The sequence below is a fragment of the Paenibacillus sp. FSL H8-0034 genome (assembly GCF_038000305.1).
In the GTDB taxonomy this organism is placed as follows: domain Bacteria; phylum Bacillota; class Bacilli; order Paenibacillales; family NBRC-103111; genus Paenibacillus_S.
Window position 1 is genome coordinate 2,799,316 of the sequence record NZ_JBBOBS010000001.1, and the last position, 20,166, is coordinate 2,819,481.

Annotated in this window: 15 protein-coding genes; 14 read left to right on the forward strand and 1 reads right to left on the reverse strand. The window is 48.8% G+C overall.

Annotated features, from left to right (window positions below; genetic code table 11):
* Positions 1-6: 6 nt before the first annotated feature.
* From NST47_RS12545 to NST47_RS12610, 14 genes are all read left to right on the forward strand, one after another.
* Entirely contained in the window at positions 7-1,035 is a 1,029-nt protein-coding gene (locus NST47_RS12545; protein WP_341155450.1) for an aldo/keto reductase, read from the forward strand.
* Positions 1,036-1,054: 19 nt separating this feature from the next.
* Entirely contained in the window at positions 1,055-2,062 is a 1,008-nt protein-coding gene (locus NST47_RS12550; RefSeq protein WP_341155451.1) for an aldo/keto reductase, read from the forward strand.
* A gap of 46 nt (positions 2,063-2,108) precedes the next feature.
* Positions 2,109-3,095, forward strand: coding sequence for a DUF4432 family protein (locus NST47_RS12555; RefSeq protein WP_341155452.1), 987 nt, complete (start codon positions 2,109-2,111; stop codon positions 3,093-3,095).
* A 40-nt stretch (positions 3,096-3,135) separates the two neighbouring features.
* Positions 3,136-5,238, forward strand: coding sequence for a hypothetical protein (locus tag NST47_RS12560; RefSeq protein ID WP_341155453.1), 2,103 nt, complete (start codon positions 3,136-3,138; stop codon positions 5,236-5,238).
* 72 nt (positions 5,239-5,310) lie between these two features.
* Positions 5,311-6,552 carry a DUF6807 domain-containing protein gene (locus NST47_RS12565; protein WP_341155454.1) on the forward strand — a complete coding sequence of 414 codons (1,242 nt, stop codon included), beginning with the start codon at positions 5,311-5,313 and terminating at the stop codon, positions 6,550-6,552.
* Between the two features lie 27 nt (positions 6,553-6,579).
* Positions 6,580-7,671 carry a mandelate racemase/muconate lactonizing enzyme family protein gene (locus tag NST47_RS12570; RefSeq protein ID WP_341155455.1) on the forward strand — a complete coding sequence of 364 codons (1,092 nt, stop codon included), beginning with the start codon at positions 6,580-6,582 and terminating at the stop codon, positions 7,669-7,671.
* A 141-nt stretch (positions 7,672-7,812) separates the two neighbouring features.
* A complete protein-coding gene (locus NST47_RS12575) occupies positions 7,813-8,520 on the forward strand; it encodes a metal-dependent hydrolase (RefSeq protein WP_341155456.1) in 708 nt (235 codons plus the stop codon).
* A gap of 247 nt (positions 8,521-8,767) precedes the next feature.
* Positions 8,768-11,914, forward strand: coding sequence for an S-layer homology domain-containing protein (locus tag NST47_RS12580; RefSeq protein ID WP_341155457.1), 3,147 nt, complete (start codon positions 8,768-8,770; stop codon positions 11,912-11,914).
* Positions 11,915-12,126: 212 nt separating this feature from the next.
* Positions 12,127-13,743, forward strand: a complete 1,617-nt coding sequence (locus NST47_RS12585; RefSeq protein ID WP_341155458.1) for an AraC family transcriptional regulator — start codon at positions 12,127-12,129, stop codon at positions 13,741-13,743.
* A gap of 121 nt (positions 13,744-13,864) precedes the next feature.
* The gene (locus NST47_RS12590) at positions 13,865-14,884 is read left to right on the forward strand and encodes an iron-hydroxamate ABC transporter substrate-binding protein (RefSeq protein ID WP_341159665.1); all 1,020 of its coding nucleotides are present in this window, start codon (positions 13,865-13,867) and stop codon (positions 14,882-14,884) included.
* A 10-nt stretch (positions 14,885-14,894) separates the two neighbouring features.
* Positions 14,895-15,899, forward strand: a complete 1,005-nt coding sequence (locus NST47_RS12595) for a FecCD family ABC transporter permease (protein ID WP_341155459.1) — start codon at positions 14,895-14,897, stop codon at positions 15,897-15,899.
* 32 nt (positions 15,900-15,931) lie between these two features.
* Complete coding sequence (locus NST47_RS12600; protein ID WP_445667458.1) at positions 15,932-16,924, forward strand: FecCD family ABC transporter permease; 993 nt, start codon at positions 15,932-15,934, stop codon at positions 16,922-16,924.
* Between the two features lie 59 nt (positions 16,925-16,983).
* Complete coding sequence (locus NST47_RS12605) at positions 16,984-17,862, forward strand: alpha/beta hydrolase (protein ID WP_445667376.1); 879 nt, start codon at positions 16,984-16,986, stop codon at positions 17,860-17,862.
* A 166-nt stretch (positions 17,863-18,028) separates the two neighbouring features.
* On the forward strand, positions 18,029-18,484 hold the full coding sequence (locus NST47_RS12610; RefSeq protein ID WP_341155461.1) for a hypothetical protein: 456 nt from the start codon (positions 18,029-18,031) through the stop codon (positions 18,482-18,484).
* Between the two features lie 358 nt (positions 18,485-18,842).
* Here the strand turns inward: NST47_RS12610 and NST47_RS12615 are convergent, their stop codons facing one another.
* Positions 18,843-20,057: an MFS transporter gene (locus tag NST47_RS12615; protein WP_341155462.1), complete on the reverse strand. Its 1,215-nt coding sequence runs from the start codon at positions 20,055-20,057 to the stop codon at positions 18,843-18,845.
* Positions 20,058-20,166 lie beyond the last annotated feature (109 nt).

The following is a 20,166-nucleotide window of genomic DNA, read 5'->3' on the forward strand; positions in this document are numbered from 1 at the left end:
ATTGCGATGAAATACGGTTACTTGGGTAAGTCGGGATTAAGGGTAAGCCGGTTATGTCTGGGTACGGCAGCCTTTGGCGGCAAGGTAGGGAAAGAAGGAGAGTATGGGAGTATCAGTGAACAGGAAGCATTTCGAATTATGGATGCAGCTTTGGATGCGGGAATTAATTTCTTTGATACCGCCAACGTCTACGGAGGGGTAAGACTTCGTGGGGAAACCATCGGTCATCGCGGGATTACCGAGGAGATTATCGGACGCTGGTTTGCCCAGGGAGGCAACCGTCGGGAACGGGTAGTACTCGGAACCAAGGTGGGCCGGGTGTTCGAGGAGGATGAGCTTGACGGCCCGAACAAGGCGCAGGGCTTGTCGTTGTACAAAATCCGTCGACATTTTGAGGCATCACTAAAAAGGCTGCAAACTGATCACATCGAGCTGTATCAAATGCATCACGTGGATCGGAATGTGCAATGGGAGGAGCTGTGGGAGGCGTTCGAAGGCCTTGTCCGGTCAGGAAAGGTCGATTATATCGGCTCCTCCAATTTTGCCGGAAGAGATTTGGCACGTGCTCAATCGGTCGCCAAGGAACGGCATTTTATGGGCCTGATTTCCGAGCAGCACGGGTACAACCTGCTGAACCGATTTCCGGAAATGGATACGCTGCCGACCGCCAAGGAGCTTGGTATCGGCATTACAATATGGAGTCCGCTGGCAAGGGGGCTGCTGGCCACGGATGTGAGCAAGCCGATCACCCGGACACTGACAGATGATGCACTGATGCTGCTGGAAACCCATCGTTCGCAGATGGAGCAGTTCTCTGACCTGTGCAGAGAGCTGGGTGAGAAGGAAGCCAACGTTTCCCTGGCATGGCTGCTGGCCAATCCGGCTGTAGCTGCCCCGGTAATCGGTCCGAGTACGGTGGAGGAGCTGGAGGATTTACTGCGCTCCGTCGAAATCGAGCTGGATGCGTCAACGATGAAAAGGCTGGACGAAATTTTCCCAGCCACGAGTGAGCTGTCCATGTTTAAACAAACTTAAAGGCGGGGAGGTATGAGCAGTGAAATACGGTTACTTGGGAAAGTCGGGGTTAAGGGTAAGCCGGCTGTGCCTCGGTACAGCAGCCTTTGGTTCCTTGCCAACAAAAGAAGGGGAATATGGGAGTATTTCTGAGCAGGAAGCGTTTAAAATTATGGATGCAGCTCTGGATGCAGGCATTAATTTTTTCGATACTGCCAACGTATATGGCGGAATCGGCCACCGCGGCAGAGCCGAGGAAATCATTGGCCGCTGGTTTGCGCAGGGCGGCAATCGCCGTGAACGGGTTGTGCTTGGCACGAAGGTTGGTCGTGTATTCGAGCAGGATGAGCTTGACGGCCCGAATAAGGAACAGGGCTTGTCCTTGTACAAAATCCGCCGCCATATCGAAGCATCGCTGAAAAGATTGCAAACCGATCATATTGAGCTGTACCAAATGCATCATGTTGATCGGCATGTGCAATGGGAAGAATTGTGGGAGGCTTTCGAAGGCCTTGTCCGGTCAGGCAAGGTGGACTATATTGGCTCCTCCAATTTTGCCGGAAGAGACTTGACGCGTGCCCAATCCGCCGCGCAGGAGCGGCATTATATGGGACTTGTTTCCGAGCAGCACGGGTACAACCTGCTGAACCGATTTCCAGAAACAGATACAATGCCAACTGCGAGGGAGCTTGGCATTGGCATTACGATATGGAGCCCACTGGCCAGAGGGCTGCTGGCAGTGGATGTCAGTAAGCCATCAATCCGACCGCTCACTGTCGATGCCCAGATGCTGCTGGAAAATCATCGTTCGCAGATGGAGCAATTCTCAGCACTGTGCAGGGAGCTCGGAGAGCAGGAAGCCAATATTTCCTTGGCGTGGTTGTTGGCCAATCCGGCTGTAACTGCTCCTGTGATCGGTCCAAGCAGTGTACAGGAGCTGGAGGAAACGCTGCGTTCTGTTGAAATCGAGCTGGACGCTACGACGATGAAACAGCTTGACGAGATTTTTCCGGCGTCTCGGGAGCTGTCGATGTTTAAACAAACGTGACCCATTTCACCCAAAATGTGGTATGTTATTGAGGAGGGGCTTGAACATGTCCAATAGCTCCCGGTGCACAATTCGTGAATCGGTTATATCTACATTAAAGACAGTCACCTTGGAAAACGAACTGCTGCGGGTCCGTATTCTAATCAGCAAGGGGGCTGATATATTTGAGTTCATCTACAAGCCATTAGATATGGACATTCTTTTGAAAACGAGCAACGGGCTTGATCGGTTTGAGCATAGAAATTTGGCTGAGCACAGATTGAACAATTATTCGGAGCTGTTCACGGGCGGCTGGCAGGATTGCCTTCCCCATCGAGCCAGATATTTGGATTTGGATATTACGCAGGACACCGGTGGCATCGCAGCAACAGTGCCTTGGGCGTATGAAGTTGAACAAAATACGGCTGAATGTGCCAGCATCCGCTGCTTCGTCCAATTGCCCGATATTCCGCTGTTCATCGAAAAAACATTTAAGATTAAGCAGGGGGATTCGCGTCTGTATGTCGAGCAGCGAATTCGTAATAAGGGAGCGGCAGCCGTACAATTTACATGGACGCAGCATGCGGCGTTTGGTGGTCAGTTCCTAGATGAACGCGTGTACATTGAATTTCCAGCTTGTATCGCTTTTCATGCAAGGCAATATGACCGTGCATTTGCAAAAGACTTGAGCCGTTTTGAGGAACCGATTAACCGGGTCACGTTACCCGACGGTACCATCAGAAATCTTCAGGAGGTGCTGCCGAGGTTTGCCAATGAGCAAATATTTACGGTGCTGACGCATATCCAGGAGCCTTGGGTGAAGCTGATCAACCAGGATAAGAAAGTTGGCGTTCAACTCCGCTGGGAGCTGGATGCTTTTCCATTTATCCGCTACTGGAGCAACAATGTCGAGGATATGTATACGATCGGCATTGAGCCGAGCAATGATGCATTTGCCAATTTTGATCATTCCCTGGAGCACGGTACTTATCGCGAACTGCAGCCTGATCAGTCATATGCCACCGAATATACTTGTGAAATTTTTGAGACATAAGCTGCATAACCACAACAGGATTGAAGGGAGTTATCATCAAATGGCTATCGCCGTAGCGTTTCGGACAGCCTCGCCTCAAGTAAGCTTTGCTGTCGATAAGTTAAAGGAAGCGATTCTGGCAGTGGGGGAGACCTATGAAACCGGAGAGCTGAATCGCCCGGGGCATCTACATATCGCCATCACCGGCTCGGAGGAAGAAGCTGCTGTGCTTGGCTTGGCAGTGGATACCTCTGTGCTTGCCGAAGGCTTCGAAATACGACGATTTCTGCATCAAGGCAAGCCAGCTCTTGCAATTCTCGCTCGTGACGAGTCGGGAGCGATGTATGGCGTATTGGAGCTTGCCGAGCAGCTCCGCGATCAACTGGAGCTGTCCTTTATCCCTGAAGGTATAACCAATGCCAGATTGGCGTTTCGGGCACTCAAGTTTAATCTGCCCTGGTCCAGCTATCGGATGCATGCATGCTTTGATTTGCAGCATGAAACCGTTCGTGATCTCGGCTTTTGGCAAAGCTTTCTCGATATGATGGCGATTAACCGCTACAATGTGCTGACGCTTTGGAATCTTCATCCTTTTCCTTATATGGTCAGATCGGTTCATTTCCCCAAAGCAACTCCTTTTTCCGATGAGGAATTGACGGAGTGGAAGCAGTATTGGACCTCGCTGTTTCGGATGGCTAAAGATCGTGGTATCGAAACATATGTGATCAACTGGAATATTTTCGTATCGGAGGCGTTTAAAGAGCACTATGATGCGCAGGCCGTGGATGATCTGCAATTTTATTACGGTGATGCTTACTCAACCGAACAGATTAAACAATATACTCGCGAAAGCGTTACCCAGATAATTGATGAGTATCCCGATTTGGCCGGACTTGGCATTTCTCTCGGAGAACGAATGGACGATATGGCTCCCGAGGCGAGGCAGACGTGGATCGAGGAGGTGTATTATGAAGGCATGAAGAACGCCGGCAGACCTGTCAAATTTATTCACCGTGCGCCGTTTTCCGTAGACCCGCTTATTACAAGAACCTCTATCGAAAAAAACGGTTTTATGCCTGAGCCGGTCTGGGTTGAGGTCAAATTCAACTGGTCCCACGCCTATTCGTCCTCGAAGCTGCTGCTGACGCATGGGGGCTCCAAAGGTATGGAGGGCTACTGGAACCCGCCGCCGACCAACTACAAAATTACGTGGATGATCCGCAATGAAGACTTTTTCACGCTTCGCTGGGCACAGCCTGACTTTATCAGAGAGCATCTGGCAGAAAATATTCATGACTATGTAGGCGGTTATTATGTGGGTTCCGAGTGCTTCATACCCGCAAAGGATTATTCCCATGTGGAGGACAGCCCGCAAATGAGCTGGACCTACGCGTTCGAGAAGCACTGGCTGTATTACATGCTGTGGGGTCGATTGTTATACGATCCTTCAACACCTGACACCGTATTTCAAAATGAAATCAGTCAACGATACGGGGAATCGGCAGGTAAGCATTTGCTTCGAGCCTTTTCATCCGTTTGCAAAATGCCGATGGCACTCGGTTCCTTTTTCTCATTTACGTGGGATTTTACTTTATATGCCGAAGGTTTCATCGCGACCAATCGGACTGAGTACAATTCGGGAGAGGCGTTTATTTCCTTGAAGGACCTGCTGGAAAGCACAACCTTTGATCCCGCGTATTTATCACTTCGTGATTATGCAGACCGTTGGGTAAACGGTGAATCGATGGAGGGCTTCATCACACCGCTGCAATTAGCGGATACGTTGGAGGCGGATGCCCAACAGGGACTTAAGGCGCTGTCCGCCATAGTCGATCCCTCGCCCGCACTCAGCTCTGAGACAGCAGATGTTGAAGCCTGGGCGTATCTAAGCCTTTATTTGGCTGCCAAGCTCCGGGCCGGAGTCTGCTATGCCCTGTATGAGAAAACTGGCAAAGAGGATGATCGCAGAAATGCACAGCATTGGCTGGAGGCGCCCTACGCAGCGAAGCATTGGGAGGATTTGATCGATGTGACGAAATCCCGTTATAAGAAGCAGCCTTTGATGCATTTGGGAGAAACTTTGTTCAGCTGGGAGCTGTTTCGTCCGCAGGTCGCTGCAGATATTGCATTTGTTGGCGGGAATCAAGTAACGGCGGTTAACTGAGACACATAATCAGCGAATGGCTGGGCTGTCCACAGCAGGGCCTATACAAGTAAGCGGAGGTGGATGATCACAATGGCGATTGATTTCAAGGTAAGGCTGATCCCGAGTGCCGGTATGCTGCTCCCTATAGTAACCCGGTTGGAGTTAAACACATCAACGTATCAACAGCTTGTACAAGAGTTCAGTGATATGGATATTTGGTTGCAGGACGAAACCTCAGGGCTGGAATTCGCATGTCAATTAAATAGTCAGTCGATGTCCGCAACACCGGTGGGCACGAATACGGAGCACGCGCTGTATGTGTTGATCAAGGAATGGCCTGCCGACAGCAGTGCTGCCGAATTAAGCTTGGTCTTTATGCAGAAAGCCAAACCAGTTTCCATGCCTGAGGACCGAAAATATAATCCATGGCGGAACACATATGGGGTATTCCTTGATCATCAAGAAGAGAATGCAAGAGTTATCGTGAGCATCGAAGGCAGTTTGGCTACACGTTATATGTACTCTCCGTTTGTACCCAAGCCTTATTATTACCCATTGATTGGACCGAAGGGACATACGCTGATTCAGGATGCGCCGGATGATCATCTGCATCACCACGGCTTGTGGTGGGGACATGATGACGTCAACGGGCATAAGGCATACCATGAATTTCGTCGAGAAGGGCGGCAGACCCACCGCAAGTTCCTGGCGCTGTTTGGAGGACCTGTTTTTGGGCAAATTACATCGCTTGTGGATTGGCTGGATGAGGACGGCGGCCTTCTTTTGCAGGAGACGCGTTGTGTCCGGATTTATAATATGCCAAGAGAGGCCAGATACCTGGACCTTCACACATCGCTTCATGCGGTAAACGGTGAGGTAGTTTTTGGCAGCACCAAGGAAGGCGGTTTCCCGTTCATTCGGGTCAATGAGCAAATTAACGGCTTCCATACCGGATTGCTGACGGCTGCCAGTGGAAATACCAAGGAAAAGGGAATTTTTGGAACAGTAACTGAATGGGTCGATTACAGCGGCAAGCTGGTTCATGTGGATTGGGATAACGGCATTCCCCACAAAACGCACATCGATGCAGGAATCGCGATGTTTGTACACCCGGACAATGAAACGTACGCCTCGCAATGGTTTGTGCGGGATTCCGGAGCCTTTACATCGGCGAACTTTCATTTCTCGGGAGGAAAGACGCTGCAGGGTGGCGATAGTTTGAACATACAGCAGCGGATTTACGTGCATGAAGGCGATGTGAATAGCGGTCAAGTGAAGGAACGGTTTCAGGAATATATAGAGCCTATAGCGATTGAAATTATAAGAACGTAAGCTATCCCCAAATAGGAGGCAAACACTTTGAAAATCAAAAGTATAGAAAGCTTTTGCACACAGCATATCGGGATTGTCCGTGTTCGGACTGAGGATGGATTGGAAGGTTACGGACAAGTTGCTCCATATCAAGCCGATATCTCGGCTATGGTGCTGCATCGGCAGGTCGCTCCTTATGCGCTCGGAGCCGATGCTGACGATATCGATGGACTGGTCGACCGCGTTGTGACAGGCGAGCACAAATTCCCGGGTTCTTATATTTGCCGGGCAGTCGGAGGCCTGGATACAGCGTTATGGGATCTGCGCGGCAAACGGGCAGGGAAAAGCGTCTGCGAGCTGTTGGGAGGCAAGCCGCGACTGCTGCCTGTATACGGTTCCAGCATGAAGCGTAATATAACGCCTGAGGCGGAGGCTGAGCGGCTTCTGAGGCTTCAGGATAAGCATGGATACGAAGCATTCAAAATCCGGATCGGGGAAAACTTCGGTAACGATGTTGACCATTGGCCGGGACGCACCGAAGCCATGATCCCGACCCTTCGGAAAGCTTTGGGTGATCAAACGATCATCCACGCCGACGCCAACAGCGGGTTCACGCCAAAACGGGCAATCGAGATCGGCCGTTTGCTGGAGCAATATAACTACGGACATTTCGAAGAGCCGTGCCCTTATCCGGAATTGGAATGGACCGCGGAGGTTGCCGACGCTCTAACGATCCCTGTGTCCGGCGGAGAACAGGACACCGATCTGGCACAATTCAGACGGATGATCGCGATGAAAGCTGTTGATATTGTACAGCCGGATATTTGCTACGCAGGGGGCATCAGCCGTACGCTTCAGGTAGCCAAAATGGCCGAGGCAGCCGGAATTCCCTGCACGCCTCATGCCGCCAATTTGTCAATGGTAACGATTTTCACGCTGCATCTGATGGGAGCCCTGCCCAACGCTGGACCTTATCTGGAATTCAGTATTGAGGAACCGGGCTGGGCACAAGGCTTTTACGAAACGTTCCCGGTGGCCAGAGACGGTAAGGTCGCCATTCCTGACGGACCAGGCTGGGGCGTTACCTTCAGCCAGGAATGGCTGGACAAGGCACAATATCAGATCAGCAGTAAGCAGTAAGGAATAAGAGGGATTTCAAAACGGATATGATACACAAAAAAGCAGCGATCTTGCAAATGGCTGCTTTTTTGTGTCACAATTAAGATGGATTGTTGGAAGCATTCTCCCAGTCAAATCGAAATCATGAGGAGTCGAAGTTCGATGCAAATCATTTACCATGGTCATTCTGCCATTCAGATCATCACCAACGGAAAGTCGTTAATTATCGATCCTTTTCTCAGCGGCAATCCACTCGCGACTGCCAAGCCTGAGGATATCAAGGTCGATGCCGTTCTTCTGACGCACTCCCACATCGACCATATATTGGATGCGGAGCCGATAGCCAAAGCCAATGATTGTTCGGTTGTGGCGAATGTGGAGCTGGCAACCTATATGTCCTGGAAGGGTGTAAAAACGATAGGCATGAACATGGGCGGGAACGTCGACCTCGGCTTTGCCAAGGCGAAAATGGTCCAGGCGTTTCATACGTCGGGTATCGTCGATGAAGAAAACAAGCAGATTCTGTATGGGGGCACACCTGGCGGATATTTGATCTATGCGGAAGGTTTAACGATATTACATACCGGAGATACCGCATTGTTCGGCGATATGAAGCTGATCGGCGACCGCAATCGTATTGATGTCGCTTTGGTTCCTATTGGTGACCATTATACGATGGGACCTGAGGATGCCTTACAGGCTGCAGAATGGTACAAGGCGAAGCTGGTTGTTCCCGTTCATTACAATTCATTCCCTGCTATCAGGCAGGATGCCGATGCGTTCGTATCGCTGCTGGAAACACGCGGACTGAAGGGGAAGGTTATGGCTCCTGGAGATACGCTTGAGGTTGAGCAGGAACTAAACAAATAGTAGAGCCGAGCGTCCCGAAACCTTTATACACCTTTACATAATGACAGTTGAGAACATGATTCATGTTCCCGACTGTCATTTTTTTATTTACCGGAAATCGTCCATTCTTAATCTGGAAATCGTACATGGTTCATGTCAGGACGATCACCTATAATAGACAATGATAATCATTATCAATTGAAATAAAGGAGAATACGGATTTATGGGATTTTGCATATATTTGATAACTGCCAGGGGGAAAGAGAGAATGAGAAAGCTGTCCATATTTATACTCAGTTTGATGGTGGTCGTGATGGGTTACGCTCCAGCGATCGGATGGGCGGAACAGGCAAGCAGCCCAAGTCCAGATATAGCCAAGCAATTTGAGAGCTTGAAGCAGCAAGGCATATTAGAAGGGTATGCAGACGGCTCAGCCGGATTGGAACGCAGGATGACGCGCGCCGAGTTCTCTGCGGTACTGGTCCGGTTGCTGAAGCTGAACAGAGAGACCGGCAACCCTTCATATGAAGATACTTCATCGCATTGGGCTCATGAGCAGGGGTACATAGAAGCGGTGACGGCTTCTCGGCTAATGGAAGGAACCCAAACTCACGTATTTGATCCAGATGGAAATGTAACCTTGGAGCAGCTGGCTGCCACTTTGGTACGCGGCCTTGGCCTAAAGCCAGCACCAGAATTAGCAATGAAGGGCCAAGTATCCGACTGGGCCAAGGGATATGTTGCCACAGCCGTTCAGCTGAAGCTGTTGGGAGAGCAGTCGGATTATACCCAGGCAGCGACAAGAGAGACGCTGACGGTTTCACTTTCCGCAGTTGAGGACAAGCTGAAGCAGGCTCCTGCCGTGCCTGTCGGACCTGTCTCCATCACAGAAGTCAAGGCAACCGGAGTCAAAAAACTGACGGTTACGCTTAACCAGCCCGTAGATACAGGCAATATCACCTTCGAGGTCAAGCAAGCAAACGCCTTGGTAGAAGGTAAGGCTTCTTTTCAGGAAAATCGTCAATCGGCAGATATCGTATTTGATACCGTATTAAAGGAAGGCAGCTACTCTGTCGAGCTGAAGGGCTTGGAGGGTACTAGCGTGGGTACAACCAGAGCAGAAGCCACAGTCCAGAAAGAAAAAATGGAGAAAATCGAGTTTGTTACGGCATCAGATACGCTTCCACAGGCCAATAACGTATACGTTGAATTTAAGGCATTCAACCAGTATGGTGAAGCGTCGACCTGGAACGCCAATCAATTCGTTATCGAAACGGGAAATGTCAAAAGTACTGCAGTCAGCGGTAAGCAGGCGATTAAGCTTCAGCTGCAGGAGGAAGACAAAAAATCGCGGGTGTCCGTAACGATCCTGCACACTGAGACCGGACTGATAGCCAACAAAACATTTGCTATAGGCGATCGTCCTTACGTCTCGAAAATCGAAATCGGTGATTTGCTGCTGCCCGGCACATCCAAGAAGCTGATTGCAGGCGCTGAAGCCTACCTGAAGCTCAAGGCGTTCGATCAATATGGAATTCCGGTTATTGCAATCGACGGGCTTGGGCAGGATGGTGCTTCCTACGGCTTGAACACGTACAACGGCATCAAGGCAGTTGTGAAGGACAGCACGGTCCTGAAAATACCGGATGGGGCATGGTATGACTACGACGGTGATGAATTTCCAGAGCTTAAAGTCATTGGCGGAACGGATATTGATCAGTTCAGAGAGTCGGAGATCACCTTGTATGCGCTCGGGTCGGGCCAAGCAATGACGAAGAAGATCTCTATCTCATTAATTAAAGGTGCTTTTTCCGTACAATTTGGCGAGTTTAATAAGGTTGCAGCCGTAGGCGATAAGGATATCATTTTACCGTTGATAGTCAAAGACGATCAGGGTCAGGTATTGACGTCGAATGAACTGGCGGCAGGAATCGATCAGTTGACCGTGCAAAGCACGTTTGGCAGTGCAGCGAGCGTGAAGCTTGAGGCATTGGGTAAAACGAGAGGGCTGCTTGCGTTAACAGGCCTGTCGGTAGGAAGCGGAACCGTTACCGTGCAAATCATAGGCACCGATAAAAAAGCGAGTCTGAGCCTTAGCATACAGAAGGAGCGTTACCCTGCCCAAATTATGGTGAAGACGGCGCTGGCTCCTTTCTATATACAGGAAGCAGAGGAAGGTCTGGTTATTCTCATCAAGGATCAATACGGAGAATTTATCCGCAATGCGAGCAACGAATATATTTCGGTGCTTGCTGACGCTGCGGATGCGACTAAAGTCCGAACGGATGCAGCTTACAAAATTCATGTGGCCTATGAAAATATTGGGGATGTCTCAGAGAATAAGGCTCTTTATCCGACTACGGGACCGTTAAAGCCGGCTATAGATGCTTTGAATGCCAGCAAGCCGCTGTCTCCGAATGTGAAGGAGCAATACAGGATAGATGAGACATTTATGCAAGCAGCTTCCGGTAATGTGGAAGGGTTTAACATCGGGAATATTTACAATATCAAATTATCCTTCAAAGCAGACGCCAGGAAAACAGGCAGCTATAGATTGAGCTTAACGCTTGTTAAAGTCGAGCATATCAATGGTACCGTTACTGTGGAAAAACTGAATCAATTAACCAATACGATTGGGGTTATTGATGGCAAGGATCCCTCCATTACTTATCAGGTGGTATTGGATACGGCTGTGGACAATACGCTTTTTGCTGCTGGTGATGCTTATAGAGAAGGGATAATTGTCGATTCAACGGTAACGGGAGACGCTTACGGCTTGGTCAAGGACCGTGTTAAGCTTGCCAAGGAAGTTTTGCTTTCCGCCAAAAAATCCGGCCAGGAAGTCAAAGTACCCGTTGTCTGGATGCACAATCCACTGGGAAACGTAGCTTCTTCCAACACCACCGTAGCGAATGCTGTGTATATCAATACGGGGACGGCGGCTGCGCCACTTTATAAATATTTTGTGATTGGAGATAAGGAAGGCTCAGCGACGATAACCGCGCTATATAAAACCGGCAACAGCGTGAACGCAACCAGAATAGAGATGAAAACGTCCAAAAAGCCGATAGAAATTGTGAGGACGGCTAGCAGTAAAGCCTATGCGTCCATTGAATACAACAAAATTTCCGGCAAAAAAATGTGGGATTATCCGTTAATGGGAGAAGTCATTCTTACCGATCAATACGGATCACCTTATAAAAATGATGTGATGTCGGCGCATGTCAAAGCGTTAGGCTTGATGTTCTATGTAACGGATATTGCCTATAAAACCGCTGGTGGTGACGATGCGGTGACGGTTGATCCTTCTACCGGGGTCGTGACCTACACCGGTGATGGCGATATGGCCAGCTTTACATTGGTCATCGCAGCGCCAAGCGGCAAGAAAGTACAAACGGTCGTCAATTTGCGATAATACAGCTCCTCAACATGTACAGCTGATTTAAGCAGGCAGTCTGGCTATGAGCTTCCACAAATAAATGAAAGTGACAGCGTTCCAGCAGTCATTTTCATTTATTTGTATTTGTATAGGAGCGCCTTGAAATCAGCTTGACCGCTATTCGTACACTATGCTAAGTTGTTATTTGATAATGAATATCATTCTCAAATTAGATAGGGGAGTTTAGCTTGCACCATACACTACATGAGCAAGTACCTATGCATATAAACGTCTCTCTGGACAATATGTGGTTTAAGCTTCAAAGCATCGAGCTAGTGCGCGATGGTCGGATCGAACAGCAGCTCATCGAGTCCTACGTATTGATCATCGTTAAGAGCGGTGTTGGCTGCTTGACCATGGATCTCGACGAATACCCATTGCGACAGGATGCCATACATATCGCTTTGCCTGGGCAAACGCTAGGGGTGACGCTTCAGGATGAGGATGAATTGGAGCTGTATGTGATCAAGTTCGAGGTATGCTGGGATTCCGTATCGCATCCAACATTTCCACTTGTAGGGGAAATTCCTATTTACCCGAAGGCACAGACGGTACTTTTGTGCGATTTGATGTACAGCTATTGCCGCAGTGAACAACCGGTGGAACGTTTCCGTGGGCAATCTGCTTTTCTGGAATTGCTGTATTGGATTATCAAGAACATTCGCATGCTGCCCGAGCTGGATTCCCGCACAGCGCTTGAGTCCACCAAGGCTTACATTGAAAGCCATTATAACGAAAGCATTACCATTGAACAGCTGGCCCGTATGGCGAAGATCAGTCCCAAATATTATGTAGACTTATTTAAAAAAACGTATGGAAAAAGCGCGATGGATTACGTAACCGAAGTGAGGGTCAACTATGCCAAGCAGTTCATGGTGCAATCCGATGCCCGTTTACGCGATATCGCTCATCAGGTCGGCTACAATGACGAGTTTTATTTTAGCCGCAAGTTCAAGAAGGAGGTAGGGGTATCGCCTACAGCCTATATGAAAAATCGCCGCCGTAAAATTGTCGCCTATTCCTCTCCCATCCTCGGTCAATTACTGGCTCTCAAGATGATTCCTTATGCTGCGCCGCTTCATCCCAAATGGACAGCATATTATCATAAAATGTACCGGACGGATATACCCCTGCATCTGAGCGCATACCGGTTTAATGAGGATTGGGAATCCAATATTGAGGCGCTCATCCAAGCCGAGCCGGATGTGGTTATTAGCAGTGATGAGCTTCAGGCTGTTGAGAAGGAGAAGCTCAGGCAGGTTGCGCCTATCTTTTACATTTCTGCGCAGGATAAGAATTGGCGAGAGCAATTGCAGCTGACCGGACAGCTGCTTGGAGCAGGACAGGAAGCCGATACGTGGCTGCTGAACTACGACAGGAAAGTGACGCACGCCCGCGGCCGTCTCCTTCAGGAATTGAAGGATGATACGATTCTGATCATGAGTATTTTTAAGCAGAGCTATCATCTTGCTCCGGCACGAGGGATGAGGGATGTGCTGTTTCAGGACTTGCAGTTACAATCACCAGCCGGTGTCGATCCGACAGTTTGCAATCAATCCATTAGTCTGGAGCAATTGGCAGGTTTCGATGTCGATCGGATTTTGTTAAATGTGTGTCAGGAGCCAGAATCCCTGAACCATTGGCAATCGCTGCAAACCTCATCTCTATGGCAAAATTTGAAGGCGGTCCGCAGAAACTGCGTGTATATGATTTCCTCCGATCCATGGCGGGAGTATTCCGCTTATGCGATTGGACGCATGGTGGATGACCTCTTGAAGCTTGTATATGGACATCGTACAAATTAACTTCCGGAAATCGTCCATGTCCCAGGATAGCGACGTAGTTTATAATTCGATTGAGAATCTTTATCAATTGAAAGATAATGTTATGCTCACTCAAGTTACAGGAAAAGGGGATCGTCAGGAAATGAACAAGAAAGCATGGGCATTAGGATTGATATCCATAATGATGCTGGGGTTGGCAGCTTGCGGCGTCAAGGATGAGGCCAAGCCTGTCGGCAGTGTGGCAGCAGGTACTTCAAGCACAAATGTCGCTGGCAGCAGTGCCGCCGCAAGTGCGTCAAGCCCGTCGACAGCATTAAGAAAGATCACTTATTTGGGCAAGGAGTACACCGTACCCGCCAAAGCGGACAAAATTGTGATTACCGGAGCGGTGGAATCGATGGAAGACGCACTGGTGCTGGGTGTCAAACCGGTCGGAGCGATTACCATTGGCGGCAAATTCCCACCCATGTTTGCCAAAATTACAGAAGGCGTGGAATCGGTCGGTGAAAAATCCCAGCCTAATATTGAAACGATTCTGAAGCTCAAGCCCGATCTGATTTTGAGCAGCACCAAGTTTCCTGCCGAAGCTCTGGAAAAAATGAGCAAGGTTGCGACGACGATTCCCGTATCTCATATTTCAACCGATTGGGAAACGAATCTGAATTTGCTTGGAGAGCTGACCGGCAAACAGGAGCAGGCCAAGCAGGCGCTTGATAAGTACAAGAATGAGCTGAAGGAGTTTAAGGAGAAGGCTGGATCTAGCTTAAAGGACAAGAAGGTTCTGGCCGTAAGGCTTCGGACTGGCAGCCTGTTTATCTACCCTGAGGACGTATTTTTCAATCCATCGATTTATGCCGACCTGGGAGCAGCGGTTCCCGCAGAGGTAAAGCAAGCGAAGGCACAGCAGCTTGTATCCCTGGAGAAATTCTCAGAGATAAACCCGGATTATGTGTTCATCCAGTTTGCAGAGGACGAGAATAAGGATACCCCCAAAGCGCTTGAGGATCTGAAAAACAATCCAATATGGAAAAGCATCAACGCTGTAAAAAATGGTCATGTATACATCAACCTGGTCGATCCGGTAGCTCAGGGTGGTACCGCTTATAGCAAAATCGCCTTCCTTGATGCCATTAAAAGCAGTGAATTTCTCCAAGCAAAGTGAGTAGAGTCCTATGTCATTAAAGCTTTCTGCAACGGCAATCATTCTGTGGAGCTCGCCTTTCATCATCATATTCACGATGCTGCTATCGATTTTTTACGGAGCCAAGAATATCGAGATGAATACGGTTCGTGATGCGCTGTTTCATTTTGATCCGGGTAATGTGAATCATCAGATCGTTATGCATTCCCGAATTCCAAGAGTAGTCGGAGCCTTGCTGATCGGTGCTTTTCTGGCCATATCAGGGGCACTTATGCAGGGGATGACAAGAAATTATCTTGCATCCCCTTCGATTATGGGGGTTTCCGATGGTTCGGCATTTGCTATAACCGTCTGTATGATTTTTATGCCGGGCTCCTCTTCCATGGAAATGATTTTGTTCTCTTTTCTGGGCTCAGCGCTCAGCATTATCATTGTATTCAGCTTGGCTTCGCTTTTACCAGGCGGGCTTTCTCCAGTTCGAATGGCAATTCTTGGCACGATCATAGGTACGTTTTTGAGCAGCATTTCAGCAGCGCTGTCGACTTATTTTCAAATCTCGCAAAATATCAGCTTTTGGTACAATGCACGGCTGCATCAGATGGACCCCAGTTTGATCAAGCTGGCGCTTCCTTTTGCCGTCGTCGGGATTGTGATTGCACTCTGTATATCCAAATCAGTTTCCATACTTTCGCTCGGGGAAGAAATCGCTGCAAGCCTGGGACAAAAAACGTTATTTATCAAGGTTGCGGCCACACTCAGCGTAGTTATTTTAACAGGGGTATCTGTTGCGCTTGCAGGTAAAATTGGGTTTGTGGGACTCATTGTACCCCATATCGCACGTTTTTTTACCGGGGTTGATTACAGAAAAATCATTCCGTGCTCCGCTGTGCTCGGTGGCATCTTTCTCGCGCTTTGTGATGTGCTCAGCCGTTTTCTCAATTATCCGTTCGAAATGCCGATAGGGGTCGTGACAGCAATGCTTGGCGTTCCTTTCTTTCTCTATCTAACAAGAACGAGGGGAGGAGCCAAATCATGAATAACGCTTGGAACCGACGTTTTGCTGCGGTAATGGTAGTGGGGACGGTTATTTTACTGATTACGCTGTATATGAGCCTGACCAGTGGGACCTTCGATATGACGGTTCAGGACGTCCTGCGGACCTTGCTGAGAATCGATCAGAAGCCGGATCAGGACTTGGTAATTTTTGAATTTCGTTTACCGCGGATCGTCATTGCCGCACTTGTCGGATTAGGCTTGGGGATTGCAGGTGCTGTGATTCAGGGTATAACGAGAAACGGACTGGCCGATCCCGGCATACTGGGGATTAATGCAGGTGCGGGCGCGGCGATGGTGATTTTTCTGTTTTTCTATCAAGGCAAGCTTAAAGGAACAGGCTGGATGTCCATTCTGGCGATGCCGATGTTTGGATTGGTAGGTGGTCTGCTCGCAGCGATACTGATTTATCTGTTTTCGTGGAAAGACGGCAGGCTGGAATCCCAGCGTCTCTTGTTGACCGGCATAGCGATAGCGTCGGGCTTGGGGGCAATATCGTTGTATTTGACTTTGAAAATGAATGCCAAGGATTTTGAGATGGCGGCTGTATGGACATCCGGCAGTATTTATAATGCCAATTGGAAATATATCGTGTCGATGCTTCCATGGCTTGTGCTGCTCATTCCCATTATTATCCGAAGGTCATATATTCTTGATTTGTTCCAGTTGGATGAGGACAGTGCAAGAAGCGTAGGGGTAGCTGCGGAAAAAGAAAAGGCTATACTGCTGCTAAGCAGCATCGGGATTGTGAGTGCATGTGTATCCGTATCCGGGAGCATCGGCTTTGTCGGACTGATGGCTCCTCACATCGCGAGGCGTTTGGTCGGGAGTGCACATAAGCGAATTATTCCTGTATGCGGTATTGTTGGAGCTGTCCTGGTTATGGTCTCGGATTATATCGGCAAGGTGCTGTTTGCCCCGGCGGAATTGCCTGTGGGTGTCGTTGTGGCGATCATTGGGGTTCCCTATTTTGTCATATTGCTGTACAGAAGCAAGGCAAGAAGCTGAAACGAACCATTCACATATAAAACAGGTTCTTATTGGAATCAGAGGAGGAATTGAAACGAGTGACTCTTGAAAAAAACGTGCAGGCCGAAATCCTATCCAGGGACCTTATTCCACAAGAGGTGACTATACCACGCAGCGAGCAGCGAGTGATGCTGTCACACGCGGGTAACCGCGAATACCGAATCAGCATAGCTACACCGAAGGAAGAACCGCCTGCTTCCGGATTTCCGGTCATTTATTTGCTGGATGCCAACGCTGTATTTGGAACGATGGTGGAAGCTATTCGTGTACAAGGCTCGCGGTCCGAGAAGACCGGAGTCGTTCCAGCTATTGTCGTAGGGATTGGCTATCAGACTGAGGTTCCATTCGCGACCGGACGTTATTATGATTACACACTGCCGGTGCCTATCTCCGAGCTGCCCGTTAGACCGGACGGAATCGCTTGGCCGGAGCATGGCGGAGCCGAGGATTTTTTGACTTTTATTGAAGAGCAGCTAAAACCGGAGATTGAACGTGATTATAAGATTGACACCCGCAGACAAACCATATTTGGCCATTCGCTTGGCGGTTTCTTCGTGCTGCACGTGCTATTCAGCAAACCTGCTGCATTCCAGACGTATGTGGCGGGTAGTCCGTCGATTCATTGGAACCAGCGTGCGCTCCTTGAAGCGGAGCAGCAATTCGCTGCTGGCCTGAGTCAGGAGCGAGCCCATGTGGAGCTGTTGCTTGCCGTAGGGGAACTGGAACAAAGTCATAAAAGCCGCATGAATGCCAACGCCAAGGAGCTTGCTGATCGGTTGTCCACGTTGAAGAGCTGTGGTGTCCATGTGGAATTCAAGGAATTTGAGGATGAAGGCCACACATCGGTACTGCCGGCATTGATCAGCCGTGCGCTGCGGTTTGCATTGAAACCATCGGGCGGAATTGATAAAAGTTAGACGATTGTCCCTTTACATAATGAATTTTCATGTTAATTTAAGGAAAAATATAGCAGAAAATCAGCTGAATTTCATTTACGCTTCAGGTTGGAATTTTATTCTTAGTTCATAAGGAATAAGCAATTCCTTTCTCGGTTGACACTATATAGACAAGGTGGAGAGAGCCATGAGTAAATGGAAGCAAAGTATGATGGCAGGAACGGTAGCGGCGGCATTATTGGTTGGAGGATTTGGAGGTTCATTCACACAGCAAGTGTTTGCCGATGATGACAGCGAGGATTCATCCATCTCCTCACCGATCGATACATCGATTCCCGCTGCAACCCGGGCTGACTTAAAGCTCAATCAAATCCTTATATTGGCATCTTCTATATTGGATGTCGACTATAGTGATTTGCAAGAGGAGCTTCATGATGGGCGGTCGCTGGCGGACTTGGCCACACAGCAAATGAACGAATCTGCTAGCTTTACAAATCAACTGGTAAGTCTCGTCGAAGCACCAATCAACAACAGTTTAAATAGCGGCAAGATCACCTCTGACGAAGCGACTGCACTCATAAAATCGACCACAGAACAGGTTACTCAAATCGTTAATCAGGCGGGCTATCAAGAAAAATCCTGAAATTATGTTAAATGAGTCCGTAGTGTTTCACTTCAAGATGAACAGGGTAATAAAAAGTAGTGGGAAGTGGTAATAATGAATCAAACGTCATACGGAAGAAGCATGAACCTATGTCAATCCGAAAGGTAGTTGATTTACCATGAGCTCTCTGAAAAGGATGAAACGATCGAGATGGTTTCGATTGTTTTCAGGTCAAATTCCCTAGCAGCTGGAAACTTCAATATTCTACAGCTAAATGAAAATTAATAATGTCTTGATAACTAATTGAACGGACGTTATCGGACGCAATCGCTTCCCACGTTATATAAGGACCCTACGATGCATGCATCGTAGGGTCTTCGTAATGAGATGAGCAGAGTTATGATTGAACTGCGACTAACTGGCTACGCCGCTTTTCCAGACCAAAGCTTAGAATAACGCCGCCCAGAGCGAGAACGGCAAGGCAGGCTGCCAACCAGGGAACGGAGGACAATCCCATATAGGTTATAGTCACACCACCCAGATAGGCTCCGCTCGCATTACCTAAATTCAAGGCTGAATGGCTTGAGGTTGTTGCAAGCAGAGGGGCTTCATGAGCCAAATTCATAATACGGATCTGGATACCGGGCATAATACCGAAAGCCGCGATTCCCCAGAGGAAGATAGTAACGACAGCCAGCACTGGATTCGAAAGCGTAACGGTCAACAGCGATAGAATGACGGCCAGCACAGCAAAGTTGATTATTAAAGCAGGCTTTAGCTTCCAGTCAGCAAGTCGGCCGCCAAGCATATTGCCAATGGTGACTCCAAATCCGAATAAAACCAAAATCCAGGTTACACTATGCTCGGCAAAGCCGCTGATCGATTCCAGCATAGGTGTAATATAGGTGAATACGGAGAACAGGCTCGCGCATCCGAGTGCACCCGTCAGCAGCACCAGCAGTACCTGGGGATTAATCAGACTGCGGAATTCCTTGGCAAGACTCGGTACGTGCTCCTGGCGAATAACAGGAATAAATTTGATAATGCCGATCAAGGAGATAATTCCCATGATGGTAATGGCGCCAAATGAAGCTCTCCAGCCCAATTGCTGACCAATGAAGGTTCCGAACGGGACACCAATAATATTGGCAATCGTCAATCCGGCCAGTACCATGGATACCGCTCCGGCCCGCTTTTCTGGCGCTACAAGTCGAGCAGCGATGATGGATCCGACACCAAGAAATGTACCGTGAGCGAAGGCTGTCATCACCCGTGCGGCAATCAGCAGATAGTATGAAGGGGCCACGACAGACAAAGCGTTACCCACAATAAAAATGCACATGAGCAGAATGAGCAATTTCTTTTGGGGAACCTTATGGGTAAATATAGTGAGCAAAGGTGCGCCAAAGGCGACTCCAAGAGCATAGCTCGTAATGAGCTGGCCTGCCTGTGGGATCGTGACTTCCAGATCATTAGCGACATTAGGGAGCAGACCCATAATGATAAATTCGGTCATGCCGATGGCAAAGGCGCCCGCAGTCAGACATAAAAGGGGTAAAGGAAAACGTCCCTTCTTGGGTGACGATGGGGCTTGGTTTATTGCTGAACTCATGATGTGTATCTCTTCCTATCCGTAAGTTATTCCGTGTCTGCCTTATCTGTTTATATATTGCAGGCAGTGCACAGTAGGCTCTCTTGTAAGAGTATAGCACCTCTGGCTG

Excerpts from the sequence above, each read along its gene's own strand:
- NST47_RS12545 (WP_341155450.1), top strand. The coding sequence starts at position 7 with ATGAAATACGGTTACTTGGGTAAGTCGGGATTAAGGGTAAGCCGGTTA.
- NST47_RS12615 (WP_341155462.1), bottom strand. The coding sequence starts at position 20,057 with ATGAGTTCAGCAATAAACCAAGCCCCATCGTCACCCAAGAAGGGACGT.
- NST47_RS12575 (WP_341155456.1), top strand. The coding sequence starts at position 7,813 with ATGCAAATCATTTACCATGGTCATTCTGCCATTCAGATCATCACCAAC.
- NST47_RS12610 (WP_341155461.1), top strand. The coding sequence starts at position 18,029 with ATGAGTAAATGGAAGCAAAGTATGATGGCAGGAACGGTAGCGGCGGCA.
- NST47_RS12600 (WP_445667458.1), top strand. The coding sequence starts at position 15,932 with ATGGTAGTGGGGACGGTTATTTTACTGATTACGCTGTATATGAGCCTG.
- NST47_RS12590 (WP_341159665.1), top strand. The coding sequence starts at position 13,865 with ATGAACAAGAAAGCATGGGCATTAGGATTGATATCCATAATGATGCTG.
- NST47_RS12565 (WP_341155454.1), top strand. The coding sequence starts at position 5,311 with ATGGCGATTGATTTCAAGGTAAGGCTGATCCCGAGTGCCGGTATGCTG.
- NST47_RS12555 (WP_341155452.1), top strand. The coding sequence starts at position 2,109 with ATGTCCAATAGCTCCCGGTGCACAATTCGTGAATCGGTTATATCTACA.
- NST47_RS12560 (WP_341155453.1), top strand. The coding sequence starts at position 3,136 with ATGGCTATCGCCGTAGCGTTTCGGACAGCCTCGCCTCAAGTAAGCTTT.
- NST47_RS12595 (WP_341155459.1), top strand. The coding sequence starts at position 14,895 with ATGTCATTAAAGCTTTCTGCAACGGCAATCATTCTGTGGAGCTCGCCT.
- NST47_RS12580 (WP_341155457.1), top strand. The coding sequence starts at position 8,768 with ATGAGAAAGCTGTCCATATTTATACTCAGTTTGATGGTGGTCGTGATG.